A 25058-nucleotide genomic window follows, 5' to 3' on the forward strand; every position below is an offset into this window, starting at 1 on the left:
GGCCAAGTCTTGCTATTCAGCCAACTGAATTATGAAATTGACTCTTTCATACAACTGATTCCTCTAATTTCACCCCAAAAGACTCCTTTTACAAAATTCTAGTGTACAGAGTGCGATAGATTCTATTTTTCGGCGGATTTAGGGGTTATCTGCTGCAGAAAGAGATAGAACTATAATTGGAACTATATAAGACGCACTTAAGCTTTGAACTTGAAGCTAAGTCGTCACTGCGGTTTAATGCCTCTTATATAGATCTATTGAACCCGCGAACTTTCGGAGGCGGAACTGAAGCGGGGCAGAGCAGAACCGGCTGAGCCGGAGTTGGATTGGAATGTAACCGGAGCTGAACTGGGACGGACTGAAGCTGGATTGGAGAGCAACTGGAACGGAACTGAAGCAGAACCGGCTGAGCCGGAGTTGGATTGGAACGTAACCGGAGCTGAACTGGGACGGACTAAAGCTGGATTGGAGAGCAACTGGAACGGAACCGGCTGAGCTGGAGTTGAACCGAAGTACAACCGGTGCGGAACCTCACTCCTGCTTGAAGCAGAGCGTTTTCTCGCCTCACAGGCTTTAACTGTATTTTGTACAACTAAAGTTACCGGATAAGTGCGCCAGAGCATTTTAACTGCACTCTATACAATTAAATAGACAGCCATTCCCTGAATGATCGCTACACGCTATGTTTAGTTGTACAGAATACATTTATCGCAATAAATTCACGCTTTAGCTAACTTTTAACTGTACGAAATACAACTATTCAATTAATCGCCACCTTCGATACGTACGCAAACAGCAGGCATATGTGTGAACAGAAGATAATGACGCTAAGTGCAGGGAGCGGTGGTGGAGTAAGACACTTAAGGAATTAAGGAATTAAGGAATTAAGGAATTAAGGTTGTGGATGCGTAAGCGTAAGCAGATACACTCGTCCACTAGAGAAATCTTTTGATAGAAGCAGCTGCATTGACAAGTGGGATTCGGCTCCATATACTGAGGAAATCAACATCAATACACTCAAAACAACATTACATATACGTATAGCACCTATTTTAAATGATGCAATTAGCATTGGCGAGCAGACTATAACTGGAGGAATCATCCATGTCCCTGACCTATGAAGAACGCAGGCATACCATCCTCTCCCAGCTGGATCTGGAGGGGAAAGTGCAGGTGCATTTTTTGGCTGAGCGGTTCGCTGTAACCACAGAGACAATCCGGCGTGATCTCGACCGTCTGGAGAAGGAAGGGCGTCTGCGCAAGGTATACGGCGGGGCCGTGCGGATTCGTTCCGGGAATAATGAACCCACCTTCATGAAGCGTTCCCAGATGAATCTGCTGGACAAGCAGGCCATTGGCAGGCTCGCAGCTTCGCTTATTCAGGATGGCGAGACAGTAATCCTCGATAACGGGACGACCACGCTTGAGATTATGCGGCAGCTCAAAGACCGCGCCCATGTGACGGTCATTACCAACTCGGTTCCGGTCCTGAACTGCGCGCTGGAACAGTTTCAGGGTAAGATTATTTTTGCCGGGGGTGAGGTGAATGCCGCTTATCAGGCGGCTGTAGGCATCACCGCTCATGAGCTGCTGGACCAATTCAAGGTGAACAAGGCTTTTATCTCAGCCGGAGGTCTGTCACTCTCGGAAGGAATTACCGATTATCATCTTGAAGAAGCACTCATCTCCCGTAAAATGATGGAACGGGCCGAAGAATCGATTCTGGTTGCGGACCATTCCAAATTCGGAGTGACCACCTTTGCCCAGATTGCCCCGATGGAACATATCTCCATGGTCCTGACCGACAGCGGCTGCTCAAGAGAATGGAAGGATACCTTTGCCCGGCTGGATATAGAGCTGCTGACAGGGTCATAACATACTACAGAAGCTGTATTCAAAATTAAAAAAGCGCCAATCTTCCTCACCTTTGGTGTAAGAGGATTGGCGCTTTCTGTTGTGCAGCGGACTATGGATATCGATCTGAAGCTGTGCTCAACTGCCTGAAGCCAGGTGCAGCTAATTAAATGCAGTCCAATCAGCACCTCAGCCGATCCAGATCCGCTGCGTAGAGTGATCGCCGGAGTTCCGGCCGATCATTATATCGAAATCTCCAGGCTCGAACACAAGCTCATCGTTCTGGCCGTAGAACATCAGCATCTCGCGGGTGATCTCGAAGGTTACAACCTGCTTCTCATGCGCGGCGAGCGTAACCTGCTTGAAGCCCTTGAGTTCCTTCACCGGACGGACCACACTTGCCGTAACATCGCGGATATAGAGCTGGACGGTCTCCTTGCCGGTAACCTCCGAAGTGTTCTCTACCTCAATGGAGGCGAGCACCCGGTCATCAGCCGCAGCTTCAACGTTAAAGCTGCTGTAAGCAAAGCTAGAGTAGCTCAGCCCATAGCCGAAGCAGAACAGCGGATCATTCGGGATATCCAGATACCGGGTTACATAACGCACATTCGGATACTGGGGATCATACGGGCGTCCCGTTTGATAAGCATTATAATACACAGGAATCTGTCCTACAGAGTAAGGGAAGCTCATGGACAGGCGTCCGGACGGATTATAATCGCCGAACAGCACATCTGCAATGGAATTCCCCGACTCGCTGCCCAGGAACCAGGCTTGTACCAGTGCGTCGCTTGCATCAAGCACAGGGGCAAGCTCCAGCGGACGGCCGCTGAATACGATGGTGATGACAGGCTTGCCGGTATCCTTCAGGCGCCGGATCAGCTTCTCCTGGTTCGCGGACAGCCGCAGGCTGGCTTTGCTGCCGCCTTCCCCGGTATCCTGCTGATTCTCGCCGACAGCGGCAAGAATGACATCGCAATCCTTCAGCTGTTCGAAGGCTTCCTCAGCGTGGTCTTCCACATCGAAGACACCCTCCAGCATGCTTCCCAGCTCGCCGGTCATTGCTGTAACAATATCTGCTGCCGGGATTTTGCCGGTGATGCCGGTGTAGAGGGAGACTGCCGGATCTTTCTCAGCGCCTGCCCAGCCGCCCAGTACATTAATAGAGGTGGCGAATGGACCGGCCAGACCGAGCTTCATCCCCCGCTTCAGCGGCAGCACTTCATTATCGTTCTTCAGCAGCACCACCGAGCTTGCACCGAGTTCCCGTGCAGCCTGCAGATGCTCAGCGCTGGGCTTATCCGCTTCGTCTGCCACCGGATCGGCATCCTTGAACGGGTTGTCGAACAACCCGAGGGCATCCTTCAGCTCCAGTACACGGGTGACCGCTTCGTCGATCAGGCTGATATCGAGCAGCCCTTCTTCAACCAGCGCGGCACCGTGGTTCAGATAGTGGGTGGACATCATCTCGATATCCAGGCCTGCGGCAAGGCTTTTGTGGGCAGCTTCGCGGCCATCCTGCGCAGCGCCATGGGGCACCAGCTCATTGACAGAGTTGAAGTCGGCGATGGTGACGCCGTCAAAACCCCATTCCTCCCGCAGAATACCGCGGAGCAGCTTGCTGTTGCCGCTGGCCGGAATACGGTCAATGGTATTGAACGCGGCCATGACCATTGCGACACCGGCATCTACTGCAGCTTTATAAGCCGGCAGATAGAATTCGCGGAGTACACCGGTGGACATATCCACCGTGTTGTATTCACGGCCGCCTTCAGGCGCGCCATAGCCGGCGAAATGCTTCACGCACGCTGCGATCCGCCCCGGCTCCTTCAGGTCTGTCCCCTGATAGCCTCGGACCATGCTCTCGGTCACGCGGGCATTCAGGTAAGGGTCCTCACCGGAGGTCTCCATGACCCGGCCCCAGCGCGGATCGCGCACGAGGTCAGTCATGGGGGAGAAGGTGACATGAATACCGGCAGCAGCGCTCTCTCTGGCTGCAATTTCAGCGAAGCGTTCGATGGCTTCAAGGTCGAAGCTGCTGCCCATCGCCAGCGGAATCGGCAGGATGGTCCGGTAGCCGTGAATGACATCCGCCATGAAGAGCAGGGGAATCTTCTGGCGGCTGGATTCCAGATGCCGGGTCTGCAGCTCAATTACATTCCGTGCGCCAATGCCGTTCAGAACGCTTCCGATGTTCTCCATCACCTGCGGCTTGATGTTCAATTCTTTGAATGGACCCGTTAAATCCACGGTATCATCCAGACCCCAATAGTAAGGACCGAGCTGGGTTAGCTGGGCCATCTTTTCGTCTAGTGTCATATCGTTCACGAGATCTTGGATAAACGGTTTAGTCATGGCTAACTCCTTCGTTAAGCGTACTGAAAGTTATCGTCTGTATATATTATTGTGTCAAATAGATATGCAGTTCATCGCCAGGCAGCGTAAGCAGGTTGTTCTTGGCAATGCTTACGGCACCCGGGCGGTACGGATTGGACAGGACCTGGCCGGTAACTGCAACTCCCGCTGCATGCAGCTCCGGAGTACGGGCCGGGCCTGAGCCGATGTGATAGACAAAGGTTAACGGACGGCCGAAGCACTCGTAAGTGAAGCGCAGTCCGTCAAGGCTGGCCGGCAGTACCGGATCAATGATCAGCTCTTCTTCGCTGAAGCGGATACCCAGGATTGCTGAGATGAGCTGGTTGAGATAGATTCCGGGACCGCTGGAATACAGGCGCCAGCCGCCTTTGACTTCTACGCTGCCGTCGCGCAGCTGATCGAAGTTCTGCTGATAGCTGTAACGGTCAGGGAAATTCCCGTCCGAGCTGCTGAAGTACATATTGCTCTGGCGCAGCTGGGCATTAGGGACGCTCTGCCGGATGTTGATCGGATTGATCTGGAACAAGCCTTCCCAGGCGCGGTCAGCTTCGCCAAGCTTGGCGGAAGCTTCGAGATAGCGGATATGGGCATGCACATACTGCAGGCTGATCTCGCGGCCGACACTGGCGGCTTGCTCGGCACGGCGGAAGATCGTGCTTACGCCGCCTTCATAGCGGGCGGGACGATCCATCAGCCGCACGCCATCCGGATGATTCAGATGCTCGTCAATCAGGCGGAAATTGGCAACCGCCTGTTCCGGGGTGACCAGTTCAGCGATGATACTGCGTGTCATCGGCAGTAACCGGTACTTAATGCCCGTCTGCTGATCGAGTGGGTGAAGCATATAGTCAATCTCTCCGTCTTCCTGGAAGTAGGCGAAGCCGGCGATGACGCCATCCTTGATCAGCAGCGTCCGGAAGGATTCCTTCATCTCTTCTGCCATTACAGCAAGGCTGGCGGAGAATTCGGCATCGGCTGCCGTGACCTGCGACAGGTTGCGGATGACCTGGAAGGCCAAAGCGACAGTCCAGGCGCTCACAAGCTTGGTCTTCAAGGCTTCATCGGCAGGCTGCAGCGTATCATCCCAGTCGCCGCCGGCATAATTGATCAGGGAAGTGCCCGGTACGAAGCGTTCGCGGATCGTCTCTACAGCAGCTTTGACATGCTCAAGCACCGTTTCGGTCTGCTGGCTTGGCAGGGCATCTGCCAGATGGTGGTAAGCTACCTGTTCCTGAAGAATCGTGTAGTCTCCTGTAGCCATAATATAATCGCTGATGCATTTCAGCGGCCAGAGTACGACATCCCCATGCCATTCATGGGCTTGTACCGGATGCTGGTCGAACATGAACCATTGCGGCCATTCCTTGCTCTCCCACAGCTGATGGGAGTAAATCTTCAGCAGTACATTTCTGGCCAGCTCATAATGCTGGGTCATCAGGAAATACTCCATCGGTCCCTGGCATACATCGCGTGTGCCCCATGCGGCTCCGCCCGGCTGTTCAAGGCCATGCGGCATAATGAAATGGGTCATCGCATTATGGGTGTACCACCATACAGTTTCGTTCAGAATATCAATCCGTGACTGCTCTTCTCCTTCAAGCTGGAGGTGGAAGCCCGAAGTAAATGCTTCATAGAAGCCTTTAAACAGCGCTTCCTCGGTTTCCGGAGTGTAAGGAGAGACCAGGGGAAGACTGTCGGCCTGTGTGAGCCGGCCTTGGATTACAAGCTGGAAGCTTGCCGATTGCGTGACGGAAATCGTCAGCAGCGTTCCGTTGCGCGGCTGTCTGTCCGTATAGAACATCCGGTCATCGCTGTACGTATAGGCGGTTCCCGGAAGCTGGATATCGAAATGCAGACCGGGATAAGGAAGCTGCTGCACGGACGCTTCGTCAGGAAGAACCTGCAGAATACCGTCCTTGGCTTCAACTCTTACCGGATGCTGGAATTCATGCTCACCCATCACAAGCTGGTTCGTGATCAGATAATCATAGGCTCTGCCGAGCTTCGACTGAACCTGCAGGGCAACATCCGGCTGGCCTGCTGCGGCAAAGACGGTAACCGTGAGCAGATCATCCTCAATCTGGTAATGCCATCTGGCAAAGTTAACGCCCATTTCGTAAGCTGCCGGGAGCGTAAGAATCCGGTAGACCCCATCCAGGCGGACATAGATCCGCTGTCCGCTGTTCCGCTGAATATTCAGCAGGCCGCGTGGTGTGGAGAGCAGTTTATGGAAAGAGGTATTGCCGACAACCGTCTGGCCGTTGAAGATTCCGTACATATAGTTAGTGGAAGAAATTAGGTTGTTATCGACTTGGCTTTTATCGAGCAGCGTAGTGATGATATGGCCGTGCGGACGTTCAACCAGCAGCTCTTTGGGCTGCAGTACAACATGGACATGCTCATCCGTGAAGAAGGAGAGCAGTTCCCCGTTCTCAATTTCTTCAAGCTTCCGGTTAGGGTAAGCCGCATCAATCTCAGCTTGTGACCACTGTGCAGAGACATAAGGTGCGCCAATATCAGTACTTAGCACAGGCACATCTCTGGCCGGCGCAGCCTCACCCGCGCTCCAGTCGATTTCATCGTAAGCTGCCTGCAGCTCGGCCTGGAACTCTAGTTCTGAAACAGCAGCCGGATGAGTAGGGCGGAAGAGCCCGTAGAAGGCGAATTCAGCGGGAGCGGACAGCGTCATAAGCTCAGTCTGCAGCGCGGTATAGGCCAGCTCGTATTGATAATTGCTGTTCTGCAGATTGCCGCTAAGCACTTCAGGCACGTAACTGCCTTTGTAGGACACGCCGAAGAACTGCATACCGTCAGTAGAATAGCCTACTGCACGGGTACCCACTGCACCCTGCTGCAGATAAGGGAAGGCAATCCCCTGCGGCTGGTTCTGGCGGGAGCATACGGCGTAGCCGTTTGTGCCTTCCCAGATGCTGTGATCAAGATATTGGCTCATGTACAGCTCATTGGCCAGCACGCCGCCCTTGCCTGCGACACCGATATCCTGTCCGTACACCACATCCACGGTTTCACCGCTGCCGGAGAGCTGAATATGCCAGAACCAGATTCCGTCCCGGGCAGGCGCGAAGGTCACACGGTAGCTGATTGCTTCTATAGAACCTTCAAAAATCAGTTGGTCATGACTATGGGACAGCTTGGAGCCCGAGCGGATTCCGAGTAAAGGATAGCTGCTGATTCCTTGCTCCGTATGCACGCGCAGATAGATATTATTAGCTGAACCATCTACAGGATTGCCTTGGAACTGATTAATGAGAGTAGATTCATAGGTGAACTCGAAGATGTCTCCTGTTGGCAGGAACGTATAACTAAGGTCATCCCGGGTTAAGGTAATCATGTTTGATTGTTGTTTGAAAATCATAATAACCCTCTCTTTCCAGTACGTGATTGGGACATGAATTAGGTTAGGGGAATTCATCATCAGATGTCACAAGAACAAGGTGACATGTCCGTGTAAAGAATAAATAGAAACGTTTCCATAAGTAATACATCTCGATATTAGTCTGAAGACGAAAAAAAGTCAATTATCTGCGAAAAAACGACCGAATTATCATCTTTGTAACGCAGAATGTAATTTTTTTACTTGTAATTCGAAAATAAAAAATGTTTGACAGCGTATACAACTTGGGAGTATGCTCTGAGCAAGGGGAAACACAAAGAAATAATGGAAACGTTTCTATACTGTCCAATACGGTTAATTATTAAAGGTATGTACGCAGTTGTCATTCCGGCTGCAGGGTCAAGAAGAAACAAAGATATGCATGCGGTAAGAATGCATCGTTCAATTAGGAGGTGGGCTCATTGGCAAGATTTGTACAATCGGGCGGAAATATCGTCCGGGAATTATTGAAGAACAAAGTGCTGTATCTTATGCTGCTGCCTGTCATTGTGTATTTTGCAGTGTTTCATTATGCGGTAATGCCTGGCGCTTACGTTGCATTTGTCGATTACAAGCTCAACAAAGGGATCTTTGGAAGTGACTTTATCGGACTCAAGAACTTTGAATTCCTGGTACAGACTGGAGACCTCTGGAATATTACCAAGAATACACTGCTCTACAATCTAGTGTTCCTTGCTCTGGGCAATATCATTCAGATTGTATTTGCTATCATGCTGTCGGAGATTACGGGGAAATGGTTCAAGAAGATCTCCCAGTCGGTTATTCTCCTGCCAAACTTTATCTCGATGGTTATCGTGGGTGTGTTTGCTTACAATCTGTTCAATTTCAATTCCGGGTTCATCAATACGATGATTTCGGGAGCGGGGCTGGACCGTCATGAGTTCTATTCCGATCAGGGAATTTGGAAATACATTATCGTGGCCTTCAAGATTTGGGCGGGTACCGGTTATGGTATGATTGTCTATCTGGCTGCAATAACAGGGATTAACCATGATCTATATGAGGCTGCTTATATGGACGGCGCCACTACCTGGCAGCGTATCCGCTATATGACTCTGCCGATTCTGAAGCCAACCTTCATTTTACTCCTGCTGTTCGGTATGGGCGGAATTCTCAAGGGCTCCTTCGACCTCTTCTACAATTTGATTGGAACAAACTCCGTGCTGTATCCGCAGACGGATATTATAGATACGTATGTTTTCCGTTCTCTCGTTGGACAATTCAACTTCTCGATGGGCGCTGCCGTAGGCTTCTACCAATCCTTGTTCGGTCTGATCCTGGTGCTTGTAGTTAACTTTATTGTACGCAAGGTTGAACCGGACAGCGCGTTGTTCTAAGACAAGATAAGAAACAGGGGTGATGAAAATGGCAAGCTCAACTATTAAAATCAAACAGGATTCCGGCAGTGTGTTCATAAAAGTGATCAGTTACATCTGCATCACGATCTTTGCACTGTTCTGTGTGTTTCCTTTTGCACTGATGATCTCTTCCTCCTTCATGAATGAGCAGGAGATTGTCCGCGAGGGATATAAGCTGATTCCGAATGAAGTTTCCTTCAAAGCCTACGAATTGTTGCTCAGTAACTCCTCCAAGCTGGTGGATGCTTATCAGGTTACGATTTTTATCACAGTCGTTGGTACAGTACTTGGTCTGTTCATGATGTCCATGGCCGGATTTGTCCTGAACCGCAAGGATTTCAAATACCGTAACTTCTTCTCCTTCCTGATCTATTTCACAACACTGTTCAGCGGAGGGCTGATTCCGACTTATATTCTGATGGTGAAGCATCTGCATATGAAGGATAACCTGTTCGCCATGATTCTGCCGGCTGTGGTTGGGGCGTGGTCGATCTTCCTGATGCGTAACTTCATGAAGGCGATCCCGGATTCGCTGTATGAATCAGCCACGATTGACGGCGCAGGCGACTTCCGCATCTACTGGAGGATCTTCATGCCGCTGGCGGTTCCGTCACTGGCAACCATTGGGCTGTTCTCGGCCCTGGGCTTCTGGAATGAGTGGTACAACGGGATGCTGTATATGGACTCTCCTACCAAGTATCCGCTCCAGTACTTCCTGCAGCGAATGGTCAACCAGACGAATCTGGGCAGTCTCATCAACTCGGGGGCGGTCATTAATACAGCCGATCTGCCTACTCAATCGATCAAAATGGCTACAGCCGTACTGGCCACAGGCCCGATTATTCTCCTGTATCCATTCATTCAGCGTTACTTCGTAACCGGTCTTACTGTCGGTGCTGTTAAGGGTTAATGGACGCCTGCTTCATGCTAGGGGTGTTTGTTATAGATGCAAGATCAATAATATAGAAAAGAAAAGGGAGGCTTACCGAATGAAAGGTAAAAAGATTGCGTCTTCTTTAATTGCTGTCCTCATGCTTACAGGAGTGCTATCCGCGTGTTCATCGAACAATAATGCAAATGGCAATACTCCGGCGGGGTCGAATGCTCCATCCACCAATACAGGAGGAGTAGATACCTCGAAGGAAGCGAAGCTGGTGTATTACCTGTGGGGTAGCGAAGGGGTTACCAACAAGGAGATTCTGGCGGAAATTAACAAGAAGCTTAAGGCTGATCTGAATACTACGCTGGAAATTAAATATATTGACTGGCCGGATATCGCCACTAAGTACCCGCTGTTGTTCGCTTCCGGCGAATCCTTTGATTTGTCACATGCATCTCCTGGTGCGCCTGTGTCTTACTACACCTTGGCTAACGAAGGTGCTCTGACAGACATCACTGATATGCTGGACAAGGTTGCGCCTAAGCTGAAAGCAGAGATTCCTGAATCCTCCTGGCAGAACACTAAGGTTAAAGGCAAGATTTACGGCGTACCAAGTCTGTTCAGTGAGTACACACCTGCCGGTTATGCCTACCGGATTGATCTGATGAAGAAATATGGCATGACCGAAATTAAATCCATTGATGATATGGTTAAATACATGGATAATGTGGTTGCCAATGAATCCTATCCGCCAATCAACGGTAAGGCTGAGGATGCACAGAACATGTATAGAATGCTCGTCGATACCACCGATATGTGGCTTAACGCACCTGGTATCTCTTTGAATGAATTGAATCTGGTTACCAAGAGTCCGGAGGATTACAAAACTGTATTCCATCCAGCCTTCACCCAGGAATTCGAAGACTGGGCTGTGAAGATGCGTGAATGGGCAGACAAGGGCTATTGGGGCAAGGATGTTCTGTCTGCATCCCTTGGCAGTAAAGACAACTACAGAGCAGCGAATTCCGCAGGTTATCTGACTCATGCCCAGGACTGGATTGGCCAATATGGTCCGGATCTGAAGGCACAGCCGGAAGGAGCCACTAACTTCTTCACATTTGCTGAAGCCAACCACAAGATCAAACGTAAGATGGGTGTAGACAACTCGACCGTAATCAGCGCGAATTCCTCTAATCCGGAGCGTTCCCTGATGGTGATTGAGAAGTTCATGACTGATGAGAGCTACTACAACCTGATGCAATACGGTATTGAAGGCAAGCACTACGTGATTGAAGACGGCGTGAAGAAGCAGCCTGAAGGCTTCAATGAAAAAACAGATGGCGGAGGCTTCGCTGCCTGGTCGCTCAGAAATGACAAGTTCGTGATTCCAAGTGATACCGATAACCCGATCCGCAAAACCCTGTTCGCTGAATGGGATAAAGTGGCTATCGATGATCCATACAACGGTTTCAGCTTCGATCCGGCTAATGTAACGACAGAAATTGCTTCGATCTCGAACGTTAATGCACAGCTTGGTATTCAGCTCATGCTGGGTAAAACAAGCAAAGATCCAAAAGCAGCAGTTGCAGAGTACCGCGATCAGCTGACAAAAGCAGGAATTGACAAGGTCATTGCCGAAGTAGAGAAACAATTGGCAGAATTTGTACCTGTTAACTAAAGAATGAAATAGGTTACAGGGGAGCTATTATTAATAGCTCCCTTACCTATAAATGGGGGAGTAGTGTGGACGTTAATATTAAGGATATCGCGCGGATATCCGGAGTCGGCATCTCGACAGTATCCAGGGTCATCAACAATAAGGGACTGGTGAGTGATGCGACCCGCGAGAAGGTTCTGAGTGTCGTGAAGGAATACAATTATATTCCGAATTCCAACGCACGGAATTTAAAAACCACGCAATCCAAGAACATTGCACTCATGGTCAAGGGGATTACCAATCCGTTTTTCGCCATCATGATTAAGGAAATTGAACGGCAGGTCAATCTGCGCGGGTATCCGTTTCTCATCCATCAGGTAGAGGATGGAACCGATGAGATCAATGCGGCGATTCAATTGGTGAAGGAGAAGAACTTAAGCGGGATTATTTTCATGGGCGGTACGTATAATCATTCTGAAGAAAAGTTCAAGCAGCTGACGGTTCCGTTTGTACTGACAACGATTACTACATCCCAGGAAGTGGACCCGGCCATATTCTCCAGCGTAACCATCAATGAATCGAAAGAGGCCTACAAGGCGACCAGTTATTTAATCTCACTTGGACACAAGAACATTGGCTTCCTGGCCAAATCACCTTTATTGGATGAAACTACGGGCAGCCGGCGGCTTATGGGATATAGGCTGGCATTAGAAGAAAATAATCTGCCTTACAATGCCGGGCTTGTAGAGGATTGTGAATACAGTCCGAGCTCGGGCTTCAACGCTGCACGCAGACTGCTTAACCGGGACAGAGCGGTGACCGCAATATTTGCTGCTTCCGATACCATTGCCATCGGTGCGGCCAAGGCTGTGCTTACCGCCGGCTTGTCCATCCCTGATGATATTTCGATTATCGGCTTTGACGGCATTGAGATGGCAGAATATTATCATCCTGCGCTGGATACGATCAGCCAGCCGGGTACGGAAATGGCACTATCCAGTGTAGGAGTATTATTTGATCTTATTTCGAATCGCACAAACCATCAGCATATTGTCTATGATGCGGTATTGCTCAAACGGGGCTCTTGCAAAATGATCAAGAGCCGTTAAGAGCGGACGCTGACTTATAAACCCATTGGAGTTGGTAACTAAGATGCAAGATACTTTGAGAATAGGCACCCTGGTCCGCGGCGGTGAAGCCGTCCAGGTCATTCCGCAGATTGTGAAGCATGGCTTCGAATCCTTCCAATTGAATTTCTGGCAGACGATTGGTGATACCGATCTGGTGGAGACAGCGGCCCGGATTCGGGAGCTGGCAGCTGAACATCACTTCGTGATCTCTGCTGTCGGGATCTATGGGAATCCGCTTGGCGGCAACCCCGAGAGTGGGGATACCCTTGCCGGCTGGGAGCAGTTGATTGAACATGCCCACTTGTTCGGCACGGACATTATAGGCGGATTCACCGGGCGGCTGCCGGGCTCCTCGATTGATGAGTCTCTTCCGAGATTCGCCGAGGTATTCGGAGAATTGTCGAAGCGGGCGGCAGACAAGGGTTTGCGGATTGCTTTTGAGAACTGTGCGATGGGCGGGGACTGGCAGAAGGGCGACTGGAATATCGCGCATAACCCTTCCGCCTGGGAGAAGATGTTCAATAGCGTTCCGGCAGATAATCTCGGGCTGGAATGGGAGCCTGCCCACCAGTTGACCGCGCTGATTGATCCGGTTCCGCAGCTGCGCAAATGGGTGGATAAGATCTTCCATGTGCATGGCAAGGATGTCACTATCGCCTGGGATATGATTAAGGAATACGGGATTCATGGACCGAAGCCTTATGTATGGGATCGCACGCCAGGCTTCGGCGATACCAACTGGACGGATATTATCACCATTCTCCGCCAGGGCGGCTATAAGGGCACGATCGACATCGAAGGCTGGCATGATCCGGTCTACCGTGATGAGCTGGAGATGACCGGTCAGGTGCATGCCCTGAATTATTTGAAGAATTGTCGCGGAGGCAGCTTTGTGCCGAATCCGGTAATTTGACGAACGACACAAAGACCTCACCCTCCACGGATGTGGAGGGCTCCACGGATGTGGAGGGTGGGGTCTTTGTTGTATTTGAAATTAATCCCTGGAAGGGGAGTGAAAGCGGGCTGGCCGGGAGCAGGACACGCCGGCGCGGGAGTGACGCGGGAAGGAGAGGGGGAGAGGTCATCGCCAGAAATCCTGCAGAAAATACAACAATACCGGACTCAAAATTGCCGATACGCAGAAATCTTGCAGAAAATACAACAATACGGGGCTTTAAGCTGCCCAGCCGCCAGAAATCCTGCAAAAAGTACAACAATACCGGATCTGACCCGCCTAACCTGTCAGAAATCCTGCAGAAAGTACAACAATACCGGATCTGAAGCCGCCCAACCGTCAGAATTCCGCACTTGCAGGAAACATGGTTACTTGATTCTGTCCAAAGTGAGTCCGGCGCAGGAAAGAGAAGCAGAAAAACACCGGACTCCGTCCAAAGTGAATCCGGCGCGGGAATCAGAAGCGTAAATACCCCTGATTCATTCCGCCAAAACCAAAAGTGAGTCCGGCGAAGGAAACAGAGGTAGATACTTTATTTTGGTGACAGTTCCCGGAACCTGATCCTTAAACGAAACGCTTGATTGTCCAGTAAGGTACAGTGAAGCTGCCTTTGTTCGTTGCGATGTGCAGTGCGTCTGATGAGTGATCTATTTTACATACTCCGGTGTAAGTTTCTCCGCTGATCAAGTGAACGCGTTGCCACAGATTGGAGAGGAGCGCATGTTGAATGTCCTTTTTTATCATACTCGTTCACTTCCCTTAGTTGCTCTTAGTAACTGTATGTTAGTAAGTTTCTGTACTTATTATTTAAACCGCAGAGGAATAATGTAACAGCTCAATTGGTTACAATTTTGTACCATTTATAATATACATTGAATTGCAGGACCCGCAACCCTCCGAGGTTAGGCTAACAGGTTGATTTCTCGAACAAGCGACAATCTCATCTTGAATGCTCTTGTGGATTTGTGGCGGAAAAGCAATTACACAGCGCAGAGTAGCAGTCGCATACAGGGTATATATATTCTAGGAGGTGTCACCAATGAATTGGACAACCAGATTGCAGCAGATCACATTAACTCTCCTTACCGCTAGTCTATTTACTCTACTGGGCTGGGGGACCTCGGCTTCTCCGGTGCAGGCAGCGGCGCCGGCGCCAACCCCGGCTTCGTCCTGCAGCACGGGAGATCATGGACTGCTTCAGGAATTGCAGGCAGCACACAGCGGAGCAGATGCGATCCCGCTTAGCTTTTCTGATGTAGAGTTTCTGAGTGCAGATACAGGGCGGGCAGCCGGGAACGGATTCCTGATTGGAACGTCGGACGGCGGCTGCCATTTCCAGAAGATTTATGAAGGGCAGTGGAGCTTTCAACAGATCGATTTCCCTGATAATGTCCATGGCTGGGCGCTTGCCGCGGTCAATGACGGTCAGGCTAAATATCTGATCCGGACCACGGATGGTGGCTCTACCTGGAAAAGGCTGTCGAATAAGGCCGTGACCTTTGAAAGGGTAGAGTTCCTGGACAGCAGCAAGGGATTCGGCTACAACCGTGCGTCCACCTATTATACGAATGACGGCGGAGAGAGCTGGAGCCTGATTAAGACACCAGCGAATACGCGCGGAGCTTATTTCACCAGCCTGAGCAGCGGATGGGCCGTGGTCGGTGTACCGGGCAGCGGGTACCAGGTGATGCGGACGGCAGACGGCGGAACGAACTGGAAGCTGATGCTGAAATCTTCTTACGCTGAACCCTCATACGGACAAATCTATGCGAACGGCAGTCAGGTGTATGCCGTACTGTACGGCGGTTACGGAATGTCGCAGACTTCGTATTCGCTCTACGGCAGCGTTAACTCCGGGGGCAGCTGGACCCGGGTGATTGCCCAAGAGACGGCTGGAGGCGGTCCGGCTCCGGGAAGCGGTGCGGCCAAGGTGAAGAAGGGGCCGGCTTCGGGCAGCCCCGGCAATCTGGTGGTGATCGGCAAAACAACCGCTTTCCTGGTAGGGTTCCAGCCTGCAGCGGAACAAGTGGGGATCGGGCTCACCAAGAACAACGGGCAGGCCTGGAGCAATCAGATGACGGTTCCCGGCTTCGAAGGGACGATCTCCTTCACCGATCATAATCAAGGCTGGCTTGCGGTGAGAGACCTGAACAGCTCGACACTTTATGTGACGAAGGATGCAGGTGCCACCTGGACATCCAAGTTTTCTTTTGAGACTACGGGACGGTAAGGTTTCTAATGAATGAAGAAACGGGTGTCGTCCTGGCGAGGGGCGGACCCGTTTTTTTGAATACAGAATATCTAGTGCTGTTAAAATTTACTAGTATGCTGGGTAATGAGTTAGAGTTAGGAGGTGGAGCATGGTTAAAGCCGTTAAAATACTGTGGATCAGCGCCGTTGTGCTGAATATCGCATCAATCGTGTTCTTTTTCCTGCTGACGAATTATTGGCTTACCCAGGGGTGGATCATGGATATCATCAGTACGGTAGTGCTGCAAATGTTTGGTATACCGTCGGCGGCTCTGATTGTTGCCTCGCTTTGTATTTTTAAATTTAACTGGAAACCGGCCAGCTGGGTGGGGTACATAGGGGCCTTAATTATTATTGCTGCGCTGCTGTGGATCGCGGGATATCTGTTCTTTTTTGCACGGCTGGCTATATAGAGGAGCTGAATAAAGGGGAGGGGGTATGGAAGTGGATAGTCTTTACGATCAGGGTGAAGAAGCGTATGCCAGCGGGGATTTCGTTCGCGCGCTTGCACTGTTCACGGAGGAGTGGGAGTTAGGGCATTCCGGTGACTGTCTGAATTATATGGGTTGCTGCCACTTGTCACTGGGAGAGTATCCGGCGGCGCTTTCCTGTTTTGAACGTCTTCGGCAGAAGAGTCCTGAGTGGGAAAGACCACTGTTTAATCTCGGCCGGGTGTATTTCAGACTGGGGAAGCTGGGCAAAGCCTTCCGTTATTATGAGACAGCTCTGAGAATGAATCCGGCCAGTGAAGATGCTCTATATTATATGGGAACCTATTATTATGAGGTTGAGGATTATGCACAGGCGCAGCGATGTTATGAACAATCCTTGAAGCTCAATGAAGCGCAGTCTGAAACGCATCTGAACCTTGGAATGTGTTACGTTAGGATGTCTGATTCCAAGTCAGCCCTCAAGGAATTTGAGAGAGCCTATGAACTGGATCTGTCCTGTTATGATGCTATGCGTAATAAAGGTCTTGTCCTTCTGGGAATGCGTGAATTTAAGGAGGCGCTGGACGCATTCGGGCTGGCGGCCAAAATTCAGCCGGACGAAACGGAGTGCATGACCGGCATCATCTATTGCCACGCTAAACTCAAAGACTACGAGACGGCACTATGGATAGCCCGTAAACTGCTGGAGCTTGAACCCGGCAGCGATCAGGCATTGCGCTTTATTGAGAAGCTGGAGGTCTCAGTGGCCAGGCAAATTCATGGAGAGCGTTAACTGAGGGGCATTATTGAGGACGACCGGTGAAAATAATACTTTAACGTTCGTTCTCAATATGCTAAGATTGCAAATGTGAGGCGGATAAATTTTTTTGATAATAATAGAACGTTCGGTCTCAATAACAGCCAGAAGCTTGATTACACAGTAACAACAAATAAACTTATAACTTAAGGAGTGTTCACGATGGGAAAGCTTGAGGGTAAGGTTGCCTTGATTACAGGAGGGAATAGTGGAATCGGGTTGTCTGCCGCCAAATTGTTTGTTGCTGAAGGTGCCAAAGTCGTTATTACCGGCCGCAATCCGGTATCATTGCAGGCGGCGGTAGAAGAACTGGGCGCGGAGCATGCCATTGCGGTTCAGGCGGATGCGACAGATCCGCAGAGCGCTGTGTCGGCTGTGAACGCAGCCATTGAGGCATTCGGCAGACTGGATGTTGTCTATGCCAATGCAGGCATAGCGGCTTCAACACCGCTCGGCAGCACAGACTTGGCGACTTTCGAGGAAGTGCTCAAGATTAATGTGACCGGTGTCTTCTTCACCGTTCAGGCCGCACTGCCTCATCTGAAGGCCGGGGCATCAGTTATTCTGACCGGCTCCGTGCTTGCTAAGGCTGGCAGACCCGGCAACTCCGCATATGCCGCCAGCAAAGGGGCTGTCAGCAGCATGACCAAAGTGCTGGCTTCGGAGCTCTCCCCGCTGGGCATCCGGGTTAACAACATTGCCCCTGGCGTGACGCGCACACCCATCTGGGGACAATCCGCGATGGATAACTGGAGCCAGGTGGAAGCTGGCATGTCGCGTTCCATTCCGCTGGGCCGTGCGGGTGATCCTGAAGAGATTGCCAAGGTCGCGCTGTTCCTGGCCTCGGATGATTCCTCTTATATCCAAGGTACCGATATCGCTGTAGACGGCGGAGCGGGGAGTTCTCCCCTGGGTGCACCGGTTTACCAGCAGAACGCATAAGCATGTTGTAATGAGAGGAGCACCTTAACCGGTGCTTTTTTTGATGTTATTATGCTAAAATAGAGTCGGATGTAAAAATATGTTATTTTAATCCATTTTAAAAATCTAATTTGTAACGGAGGCTATCCTTTGAGATTTAAAAACCGGATTTCAATTATTGTGTTAGTGGTAATGACTATATTGGCCGGGGGGATATATTTCTCGCTTACCGGATTACCTCATAAGAAAAGTCAGATCGCTAGTGAAGTGAAAGAATATCTTGTTCATACAAGATCGTACCCGGTTGCAAATATTCAGGAAATCCGGGGAGGCTACAGCTTCAAATCGGGCGACTATGATGCAGATGTACTGTTCAAAGATGAGCCTGATGTGAACTATACGTATGCCAAAGTAAATGGGGAATTCAGACTTGTCGGAACGTCCAGCCTGTACGGGAAACATATGGACGAAACATACTATTGAACAACCTTTTCCGCTTTTCCATAAGAGGTAATGGGTATACATTGTCGAATAAGACATACATATACAAAAGTATTCACTTTGTGTACGCAGCTGAAAGAAATGTAAACGCTCACAATAGACCCGGGAGGCGAATGGAAGATGGACGGAAGCAAGTCGTTGATCTATCAAATTCTCAAGACGATTGAAGAGGGCAAAGAACCGGTGTTGGAGAACCTGGAGGGAATAACAATCGGGGGATACCATAGTGCACTGGAACAGATTGTGGAGAATAAGCTGGCTAATAATATCAGTTTCTCCCTCAGCGGCAAAGGGAAAAAAGCAGTCCGCGTTGCGAATACGAGCGGCTCTAAACTGACCGCACAAGGCGTTAACTATATTCATGTTCAGGACAGCCGCAGTTTCTAGCTGTTAAGCAGGATAACAAATAACACCCGCAGTATGGAGATGGAGGATCTCCTGCTGCGGGTGTTTTGCTGTGGACTGAAAAGTTTCATGGAAAGCTTGACTTCATGAAACAGTGTAGATCAGGATTCATCTCTATGGGAGCGTCATGATTGCGCTACTTCAAAGCCTCCCGGAAATCACGGATCTCCTTCAGGTTCAAATGCTGATTGGTATAGGCCACTGATGTGCCTAGCACAAACACGGTCGCCCCGTACTTTTGGCAGAGCTGGGCATTGACAGTGCTGATGTTGCCGTCAACGACGATATCCTTATCTTCGCCGATGATTTCACGGATGCTGCGGATTTTGGGCGCGGCGTTGTTCAGGAATTTCTGTCCGGCAAAGCCCGGCTCCACGGTCATGACAAGCACATAATCCAGATAATCCTTGATATTGTCCAGAAATTCAACTGGAGCATGGGGATTGAGGGCGATGCCCGCCTGTTTGCCTGCCGCCTGAATCTGGCGCAAATATTTGACCGGATGATTCGTAGCCTCGATATGGAACGACACATGGGTGCAGCCGGTGGCCAGCACCTCGGGCAGAGCGCTCTCCAGATTGCCGACCATTAAATGGACCTCCACCGGAATCCTGGAGACCTCTGCCATGCGCTTGACCTGGTCATAGCCAAGGGTAATGTTGTTGACGAAATTTCCGTCCATGACATCGGCATGGATGAATTCGGCGCCGGAATGCTCGGCTTCCTCGATCGCTTCACCCAGATAGAGCGGATCGGCACACATAATTGATAAGGACAGCTTGGTCTTCATTGCAGATAACCCTCCTGTTCAGCCCGGGCACAGGCAGCGGAAACCTCGTCACGCCAAGGCAGGGAGGACAAGGCTCCCTGGCGGGTGACCGAGATGCCCGCGGCAATATTGGCATACTGAACCGCCCGGGGCAGCGTGAAATGAAGTGTCAAAGCGTAGGTCAGTGCAGCCATGAAGCAGTCGCCCGCCGCTGTTGTATCCAGCACTCGGCCTGCGGGGCAGGCCGGGAAGCCGGTGAACTCGGTTCCGTCATACAGCAGGGCGCCCCGGGCTCCGCGTTTGAGCAGGACATTGCGGCAGCCGCTTTCGTGCAGCTTGCGGCAGGCCTGCCGGGCATCGTCTTCCTTGAGGATCTCGATCCCCGTCAGCCCGGCGGCTTCCGTCTCATTGGGGCTCAGGATGTATGCGCTGCGGAAGGTGCTGAGGGGGATATCCCTTACAGGACCCGCATCGACAATAGTGCATACCTCCAGCTGTCCCGCCTTATGCAGCAGCTCTTCAATCAGGGCCAGACTGCATTCCAGCTCCAGGGACAAATACTGGAACCCGGGAAGCAGGGCGGTCAGCCTGGAGATATCGCTGCGGTTGAAGGAATCATTGGCGCCCATATAGGAAAGAATCGTGTTGCTGCCGTTCTCCTCTATAAGCACATAAGCAGTGCCGGTTCCAAGCTGTTCATCATATAGAATGAGTTCCGTGGACAATTGCTCCCGTTCATAAGCCTGGGCGATGGCCCGGCCTCCGGCATCCCTGCCGAGCTTGCAGCAGAACTGAACATCGGCGCCAAGCCTTGAGAGGGCAACGGCCCGGTTGGAGCCTTTGCCGCCGATTCCGGTGAACTGGTCCCGGATAATCAGGGATTCACCGCTGCGGGGATTACGTGGGATATGCATTATAATGTCCGTATTTGAGCTGCCAACCACCAGCACGCGTTCGGCCCGTTCCATGGTCTTCCCCTCCTTAATTCTGTACTTCCTCAATTGCCTGGATGTAGGCGGGGTTCTGTTCCTGCTCCACCAGCCGTTTGACGGCCCCATAAACATTGGTTGCGCTTACTACAAAGCTGTCCAGTTTGGAATAGCCTTCATTGATGCATTCGAAGATGCCGTCCTCGCTGAAGCTGCGGATGACATCCCGGGTGGCCAGGGCGGCGGTCAAGCCTTCCCGCTGGGCGAGGCACCAGATGATCCAGCCGGAGGCGGTGGCCCAGTACGCCCCGTTCTGATATTCCTCATGCGGAACCTCAATCAGCAGGCGATCCCAGTATTCACCCTGCGGCAAATGGCGGATCTGGCCTTTGTAGGCATAGTTCTGGTAATTAAGCTGAAGATAATCGAGCAGTTGTTCCCTGTACTGTGCTGCTGGAAAGCCGATGTAGAGCAGGTAAGCATTGCCCCAGATATCCGCCTGGCGGCAATTCCTGCCGGCCGCAACAAAAACGCCCAGTTCCCGGTCGTACAGCCTTCCGATATTCTGTTCAACAGACTCCGCAAGCCGCCGGTATTTCGCAGCCGCTTCATTACTGCCATAGCGGCTGGACAGTTCCTCCATATGCTTGCAGCTTCGCCAGAAGAGCAGCGATTCCATGAAGAGCTCGCCGGTCTTGCCGATGGTATCGGTGAAGCCGTAAGGGGAGTGGAGATCCTCCGGGTGGTTATACACCAGCCCGTTCCTGCTGAGCGGGATAATGTCCAGCCCCCGGCTGAGCGGCTTCTCCCACTGCAGGAACAGGTCTGCTGCGGCTTCGGTGTTCAACCGGTTCAGATAATGGTACACCGCGTATACAAGGAAGGGGGTATTATCCAGATTAGCCTGGCCCACCGGACTGCCGGCTTCGCCTGCCGCATAAACCGCGGTCCCGTCGGCATAGATCCGGTCCGGCATCCATCCGTCTTCACGCTGGCCCTTCATGATATAAATGATAGCCCTTTCAATATCCTGGTCGGCGATATATTCACCGGCATATTCCACCATATAAGCAAAGTCCCTCACCCATAAAGCGTTGTAGCTCGCGACTCCATCCGGTGTAAATAGAGGAGTTCCGTCATGCGCCGGAGTAAGGCAGCCCGTGAGCAGCCGCCGGGATAATTGGCCCAAATGCCCCAGTGTTTCAGTGGTATTCATCTGTGTCACCTTCCTGTGTATGCGATTTTGAGTTCATTGTAACATAAATCAAATAGTTTTCAATAATAGATTAACAAAATAGTTATGTAAAATATATTTACAAAAGATTTCGCCCTTGCTATACTATGTTTATCAAGCGCTTGCATAAAGAGGGTGGACGAGTTGGAAAAGAACAATACCAAGATTCTGAAGCTAGCCAATAAATATCTTGTGCTGCAATGCATTACGACTTATGAGCCGGTTGCGGTGGAAGACATTGTGAAGAGAACGAACCTGAGCAGGCCGACAGTCATTAATTCGGTTAAGGAGCTAACGGAAGAAAACGTAATTATGAAGGGGGGCCGTGCTGAATCCACGGGCGGCAGAACGGCCGCGCTGCTGACCACCAATGCTGATGCATATTATGCCGTCGGCGCAGACTTTGAATTCCCGCAGGTCAGAATGGCCATCGCTAATCTAAAGGGAACCATTCTGGCTTCCAGGCATTTCGATTATCCGCTGGAGAGTTCGGCGGAAGAGATTATCCGCGATTTGCCGGAACGGATTCATTCATTCATCCAGCAATCTGCTGTAGATATGTCGAAGATTGAAGGCCTTGGACTGGGTATTCCGGGAGTGGTTGATGTCAACAGCGGAAGCTCAAAGTATATTGAGAGAATTCAAGGCTGGCGGAATGTCGATATTAAGAAGGCACTGGAGGACAAGCTGGGCATTCCCGTTTATATCCGCAATGATGTTCATTTAATGGGGCTCGTGGAGAAGCGGTTCTATATGCCGGGTCAGGATGAGGATTTCATCTATATCGGTCTGCGTTCTGGAATAGGCAGTGCCATCTTTATCGACAACGATATATATGAAGGCAATAATGGCAATGCCGGCTTTATCGGGCACATGATCCTTGACGTGAACGGTCCTCGGGGCTTCGGCGGTCCCAAGGGCTGTCTGAATGTATTTGCCGGAGAGCTGTCGCTGATTCAGAAATACAAAGAGGCAAAGGCACTGACGGATCAACTGTTTCCTGCGGAGGAACAGGGGATCAGGCTGGAGCATTTGGTCCAGCTTGCGGAGGAGGGAGACCCGGTCTGCCGTGAAATTCTGACGGAAGCGGGCAAATACATTGGCACGGCGATTGCCAATATGGTGGAAATGTTTGAAATCCCTAATATCATCATCGGGGGCTGCTCTAATCTGGAGGGTTCAGGTTTGTTTATGGCGATTCAGGAGACGGCCCTTGAGTATCTGAAATATCATATCGATAATCCGGTCATCACAGCAGGAAGGCTTCTAGAGGAAGAATATCCGCTGGGCGGCTGCTATCTGGTATTCGACCACATTTTTCATAAGCCCCAGCTGAATCTGCAGGTTTGACAACAGGATCAGGGCTGCATGAAGGAGGAATTACGCATGGCAAACAGCAGAACCGTTATAGGTATTCGTCCTATCGTGGATGGGCGGGTGGCCGGCGTTAGAGAAGTACTCGAAGGACAGACCATGGAAATGGCCCGGGCCGTGGCGGCATTGATTCAAGAGAATCTCCGCTATTCCGACGGCTCAGCCGTAGAATGTGTGATTGCAGACGGCTGTATTGCCAGCATAACCGAAGCGCAGCGGACGGAAGAGAGCTTCCGGATAGCGAATGTAGGCGCAACGATTTCCGTGACCCCTTGCTGGGCCTACGGAAGCGAAACGATTGACATGGTGCCTGAGCGGCCTAAGGCGATATGGGGCTTCAACGGCTCGGAGCGCTCGGGAGCGGTATACCTGGCGGCGGCGCTGTCGGCACATGCCCAGAAAGGACTGCCGGTATTCGGAATCTACGGCCGGGATGTTCAGGACAAGGAGGACACAGGCATTCCGGAGGATGTGAAGCTTAAGCTGCTGCAGTTCACGCGCTGCGCTCTGGCCGTAACGGAAATGAGAGGCAAGGCGTACCTGTCACTTGGCTCGGTAAGCATGGGCATCGCCGGCTCCATCGTTAATGAGGACTTCTTCCAGAGCTATCTGGGCATGCGCAATGAATACGCGGATATGAGTGAGATTAGCCGGAGAATCCAGCTCGGTATCTATGATCCCGAAGAGTATGAACGGGCACTTGCCTGGACGCGTGCCAATTGCCGGGAGGGTGAAGACTACAATGAGCCGGATTCGCAGTTTCCGCGTGAGAAGAAGGATGAGGTATGGGAGTTTGTTGTCAAAATGACGCTGATTATCCGTGATCTGATGGTCGGCAATCCGGTACTCGCGAAGCTGGGCTACCCGGAGGAGGCGCTCGGGCACGGGGCAATCGCCTCAGGCTTCCAGGGCCAGCGCCATTGGAATGATTATTTGCCCAACGGCGACTTCTCCGAAGCGATTCTGAACAGCTCCTTTGACTGGAACGGAATCAGACAAGCCTACGTTGTGGCCACGGAGAATGACAGCCTCAATGCCGTCTCCATGCTGTTCGGCCATTTGCTTACCCATACCGCCCAGGCCTTCGTAGATATCCGTACCTTCTGGAGCGCGGAGGCCATCGAGCGGGTGACCGGAACCAGACCGCAGGGCGCGGCGGCTGGCGGTGTCATCCATTTTAAAAATTCCGGATCCGTGGCGCTTGACAGCAGCGGTGAGCAGCAGGCGGACGGCAAGCCTGCCATGAAGCCGTTCTGGGATATTCAAGAAGAGGAGATGCTGCGCTGTCTTCAGGCGACCTCCTGGCATCCTGCACACCGGGGATATTTCCGCGGCGGCGGGTACTCCAGCCGCCTGCTGTCGAAGGGCGGAATGCCGGTTACCCTGTCCCGGATTAATCTGATTAAGGGCCTGGGTCCAGTACTGCAGATTGCCCAAGGCTATACTATAGAGCTGCCTGAGGAGATGCACCGGGCACTCGATGACCGGACCGATCCGGCCTGGCCGACGGCCTGGTTCATCCCTGAACTGACCGGAACAGGCGCGTTCCGCGATGTATACACCGTCATGAATTCCTGGGGGGCGAATCACGGCTCCTTCAGCTACGGGCATACCGGCAGTGATTTGATTACGCTCGCATCCATGCTGAGGATTCCGGTTAGCATGCATAATGTGCCGGAAGAGCAGCTCTTCCGGCCAAGCGCCTGGCAGGCTTTTGGCATTGAAGACAGCTCTACAGGAATGGATTACCGGGCCTGCGCCGCTTATGGCCCCTTATACGGCAGGTAAGACTTACATGCGTT

At 51.4% G+C, this 25058-nt stretch carries 21 protein-coding genes; 16 read left to right on the forward strand and 5 right to left on the reverse strand.

The features are described from left to right. Positions 1 to 321 precede the first annotated feature (321 nt). Positions 322 to 495 (forward strand): hypothetical protein, encoded by a 174-nt coding sequence (locus tag QW71_RS40680; RefSeq protein WP_160311852.1) that lies wholly within the window; start codon positions 322 to 324, stop codon positions 493 to 495. A 609-nt stretch (positions 496 to 1104) separates the two neighbouring features. Beyond that, a complete protein-coding gene (locus tag QW71_RS29755) occupies positions 1105 to 1875 on the forward strand; it encodes a DeoR/GlpR family DNA-binding transcription regulator (RefSeq protein ID WP_039308020.1) in 771 nt (256 codons plus the stop codon). Positions 1876 to 2043: 168 nt separating this feature from the next. On the opposite strand, the gene bglX is transcribed toward QW71_RS29755, so the two are convergent. Together bglX and QW71_RS29765 are read right to left on the reverse strand one after the other, a co-directional pair. Further along, on the reverse strand, positions 2044 to 4209 hold the full coding sequence (gene bglX / locus QW71_RS29760) for a beta-glucosidase BglX (RefSeq protein WP_039308023.1): 2166 nt from the start codon (positions 4207 to 4209) through the stop codon (positions 2044 to 2046). A gap of 46 nt (positions 4210 to 4255) precedes the next feature. After that, entirely contained in the window at positions 4256 to 7606 is a 3351-nt protein-coding gene (locus QW71_RS29765) for a GH36-type glycosyl hydrolase domain-containing protein (RefSeq protein ID WP_047014054.1), read from the reverse strand. Between the two features lie 440 nt (positions 7607 to 8046). Between QW71_RS29765 and QW71_RS29770 the strand changes: the two genes are divergently transcribed. The 12 genes from QW71_RS29770 to QW71_RS29825 all read left to right on the forward strand — a co-directional run bounded on the left by QW71_RS29770 (position 8047) and on the right by QW71_RS29825 (position 18932). Beyond that, on the forward strand, positions 8047 to 8982 hold the full coding sequence (locus QW71_RS29770; protein WP_235441593.1) for a sugar ABC transporter permease: 936 nt from the start codon (positions 8047 to 8049) through the stop codon (positions 8980 to 8982). 43 nt (positions 8983 to 9025) lie between these two features. Further along, a complete protein-coding gene (locus QW71_RS29775; protein WP_200905991.1) occupies positions 9026 to 9913 on the forward strand; it encodes a carbohydrate ABC transporter permease in 888 nt (295 codons plus the stop codon). Positions 9914 to 9992: 79 nt separating this feature from the next. Next, on the forward strand, positions 9993 to 11561 hold the full coding sequence (locus tag QW71_RS29780; RefSeq protein WP_039308027.1) for a DUF3502 domain-containing protein: 1569 nt from the start codon (positions 9993 to 9995) through the stop codon (positions 11559 to 11561). Between the two features lie 65 nt (positions 11562 to 11626). Further along, entirely contained in the window at positions 11627 to 12649 is a 1023-nt protein-coding gene (locus QW71_RS29785; RefSeq protein ID WP_039308029.1) for a LacI family DNA-binding transcriptional regulator, read from the forward strand. Between the two features lie 43 nt (positions 12650 to 12692). Then, the gene (locus QW71_RS29790) at positions 12693 to 13583 is read left to right on the forward strand and encodes a sugar phosphate isomerase/epimerase (protein WP_039308031.1); all 891 of its coding nucleotides are present in this window, start codon (positions 12693 to 12695) and stop codon (positions 13581 to 13583) included. Between the two features lie 50 nt (positions 13584 to 13633). Then, positions 13634 to 13951 carry a hypothetical protein gene (locus QW71_RS29795; protein ID WP_152679900.1) on the forward strand — a complete coding sequence of 106 codons (318 nt, stop codon included), beginning with the start codon at positions 13634 to 13636 and terminating at the stop codon, positions 13949 to 13951. A gap of 713 nt (positions 13952 to 14664) precedes the next feature. Then, positions 14665 to 15855, forward strand: a complete 1191-nt coding sequence (locus QW71_RS29800; protein WP_052770443.1) for a hypothetical protein — start codon at positions 14665 to 14667, stop codon at positions 15853 to 15855. A gap of 130 nt (positions 15856 to 15985) precedes the next feature. Beyond that, positions 15986 to 16288, forward strand: a complete 303-nt coding sequence (locus QW71_RS29805; RefSeq protein ID WP_039308036.1) for a hypothetical protein — start codon at positions 15986 to 15988, stop codon at positions 16286 to 16288. Between the two features lie 31 nt (positions 16289 to 16319). Further along, positions 16320 to 17099 (forward strand): lipopolysaccharide assembly protein LapB, encoded by a 780-nt coding sequence (locus QW71_RS29810; RefSeq protein ID WP_160311853.1) that lies wholly within the window; start codon positions 16320 to 16322, stop codon positions 17097 to 17099. Between the two features lie 186 nt (positions 17100 to 17285). Beyond that, positions 17286 to 18065 carry an SDR family NAD(P)-dependent oxidoreductase gene (locus tag QW71_RS29815; protein WP_039308045.1) on the forward strand — a complete coding sequence of 260 codons (780 nt, stop codon included), beginning with the start codon at positions 17286 to 17288 and terminating at the stop codon, positions 18063 to 18065. Between the two features lie 129 nt (positions 18066 to 18194). Continuing rightward, the gene (locus QW71_RS29820) at positions 18195 to 18527 is read left to right on the forward strand and encodes a DUF3139 domain-containing protein (protein ID WP_039308048.1); all 333 of its coding nucleotides are present in this window, start codon (positions 18195 to 18197) and stop codon (positions 18525 to 18527) included. Positions 18528 to 18665: 138 nt separating this feature from the next. After that, positions 18666 to 18932 (forward strand): hypothetical protein, encoded by a 267-nt coding sequence (locus QW71_RS29825; RefSeq protein WP_039308051.1) that lies wholly within the window; start codon positions 18666 to 18668, stop codon positions 18930 to 18932. A 154-nt stretch (positions 18933 to 19086) separates the two neighbouring features. Here QW71_RS29825 and QW71_RS29830 read toward each other — a convergent pair whose 3' ends face one another. Genes QW71_RS29830 through QW71_RS29840 form a run of 3 tightly spaced genes read right to left on the reverse strand, consistent with a single transcriptional unit; the run spans position 19087 to position 21864 of the window. Next, a complete protein-coding gene (locus tag QW71_RS29830; protein WP_039308054.1) occupies positions 19087 to 19740 on the reverse strand; it encodes a ribulose-phosphate 3-epimerase in 654 nt (217 codons plus the stop codon). Further along, the gene (locus QW71_RS29835) at positions 19737 to 20687 is read right to left on the reverse strand and encodes a ribokinase (RefSeq protein ID WP_039308057.1); all 951 of its coding nucleotides are present in this window, start codon (positions 20685 to 20687) and stop codon (positions 19737 to 19739) included. The genes QW71_RS29830 and QW71_RS29835 overlap by 4 nt, the downstream gene beginning before the upstream one ends. A 13-nt stretch (positions 20688 to 20700) precedes the next feature. Then, a complete protein-coding gene (locus tag QW71_RS29840; RefSeq protein WP_039308060.1) occupies positions 20701 to 21864 on the reverse strand; it encodes a hypothetical protein in 1164 nt (387 codons plus the stop codon). A 162-nt stretch (positions 21865 to 22026) separates the two neighbouring features. On the opposite strand from QW71_RS29840, the gene QW71_RS29845 reads away from it, so the two are divergent. Together QW71_RS29845 and QW71_RS29850 are read left to right on the forward strand one after the other, a co-directional pair. Continuing rightward, positions 22027 to 23232 (forward strand): ROK family protein, encoded by a 1206-nt coding sequence (locus tag QW71_RS29845; protein ID WP_039308063.1) that lies wholly within the window; start codon positions 22027 to 22029, stop codon positions 23230 to 23232. Positions 23233 to 23268: 36 nt separating this feature from the next. Beyond that, the gene (locus QW71_RS29850; RefSeq protein ID WP_200905990.1) at positions 23269 to 25044 is read left to right on the forward strand and encodes an L-fucose isomerase; all 1776 of its coding nucleotides are present in this window, start codon (positions 23269 to 23271) and stop codon (positions 25042 to 25044) included. Positions 25045 to 25058: the final 14 nt, after the last annotated feature.

Origin of the sequence: Paenibacillus sp. IHB B 3415, assembly GCF_000802655.2 — a bacterium.
Classification (GTDB): Bacteria; Bacillota; Bacilli; order Paenibacillales; family Paenibacillaceae; genus Paenibacillus_AQ; species Paenibacillus_AQ phytohabitans.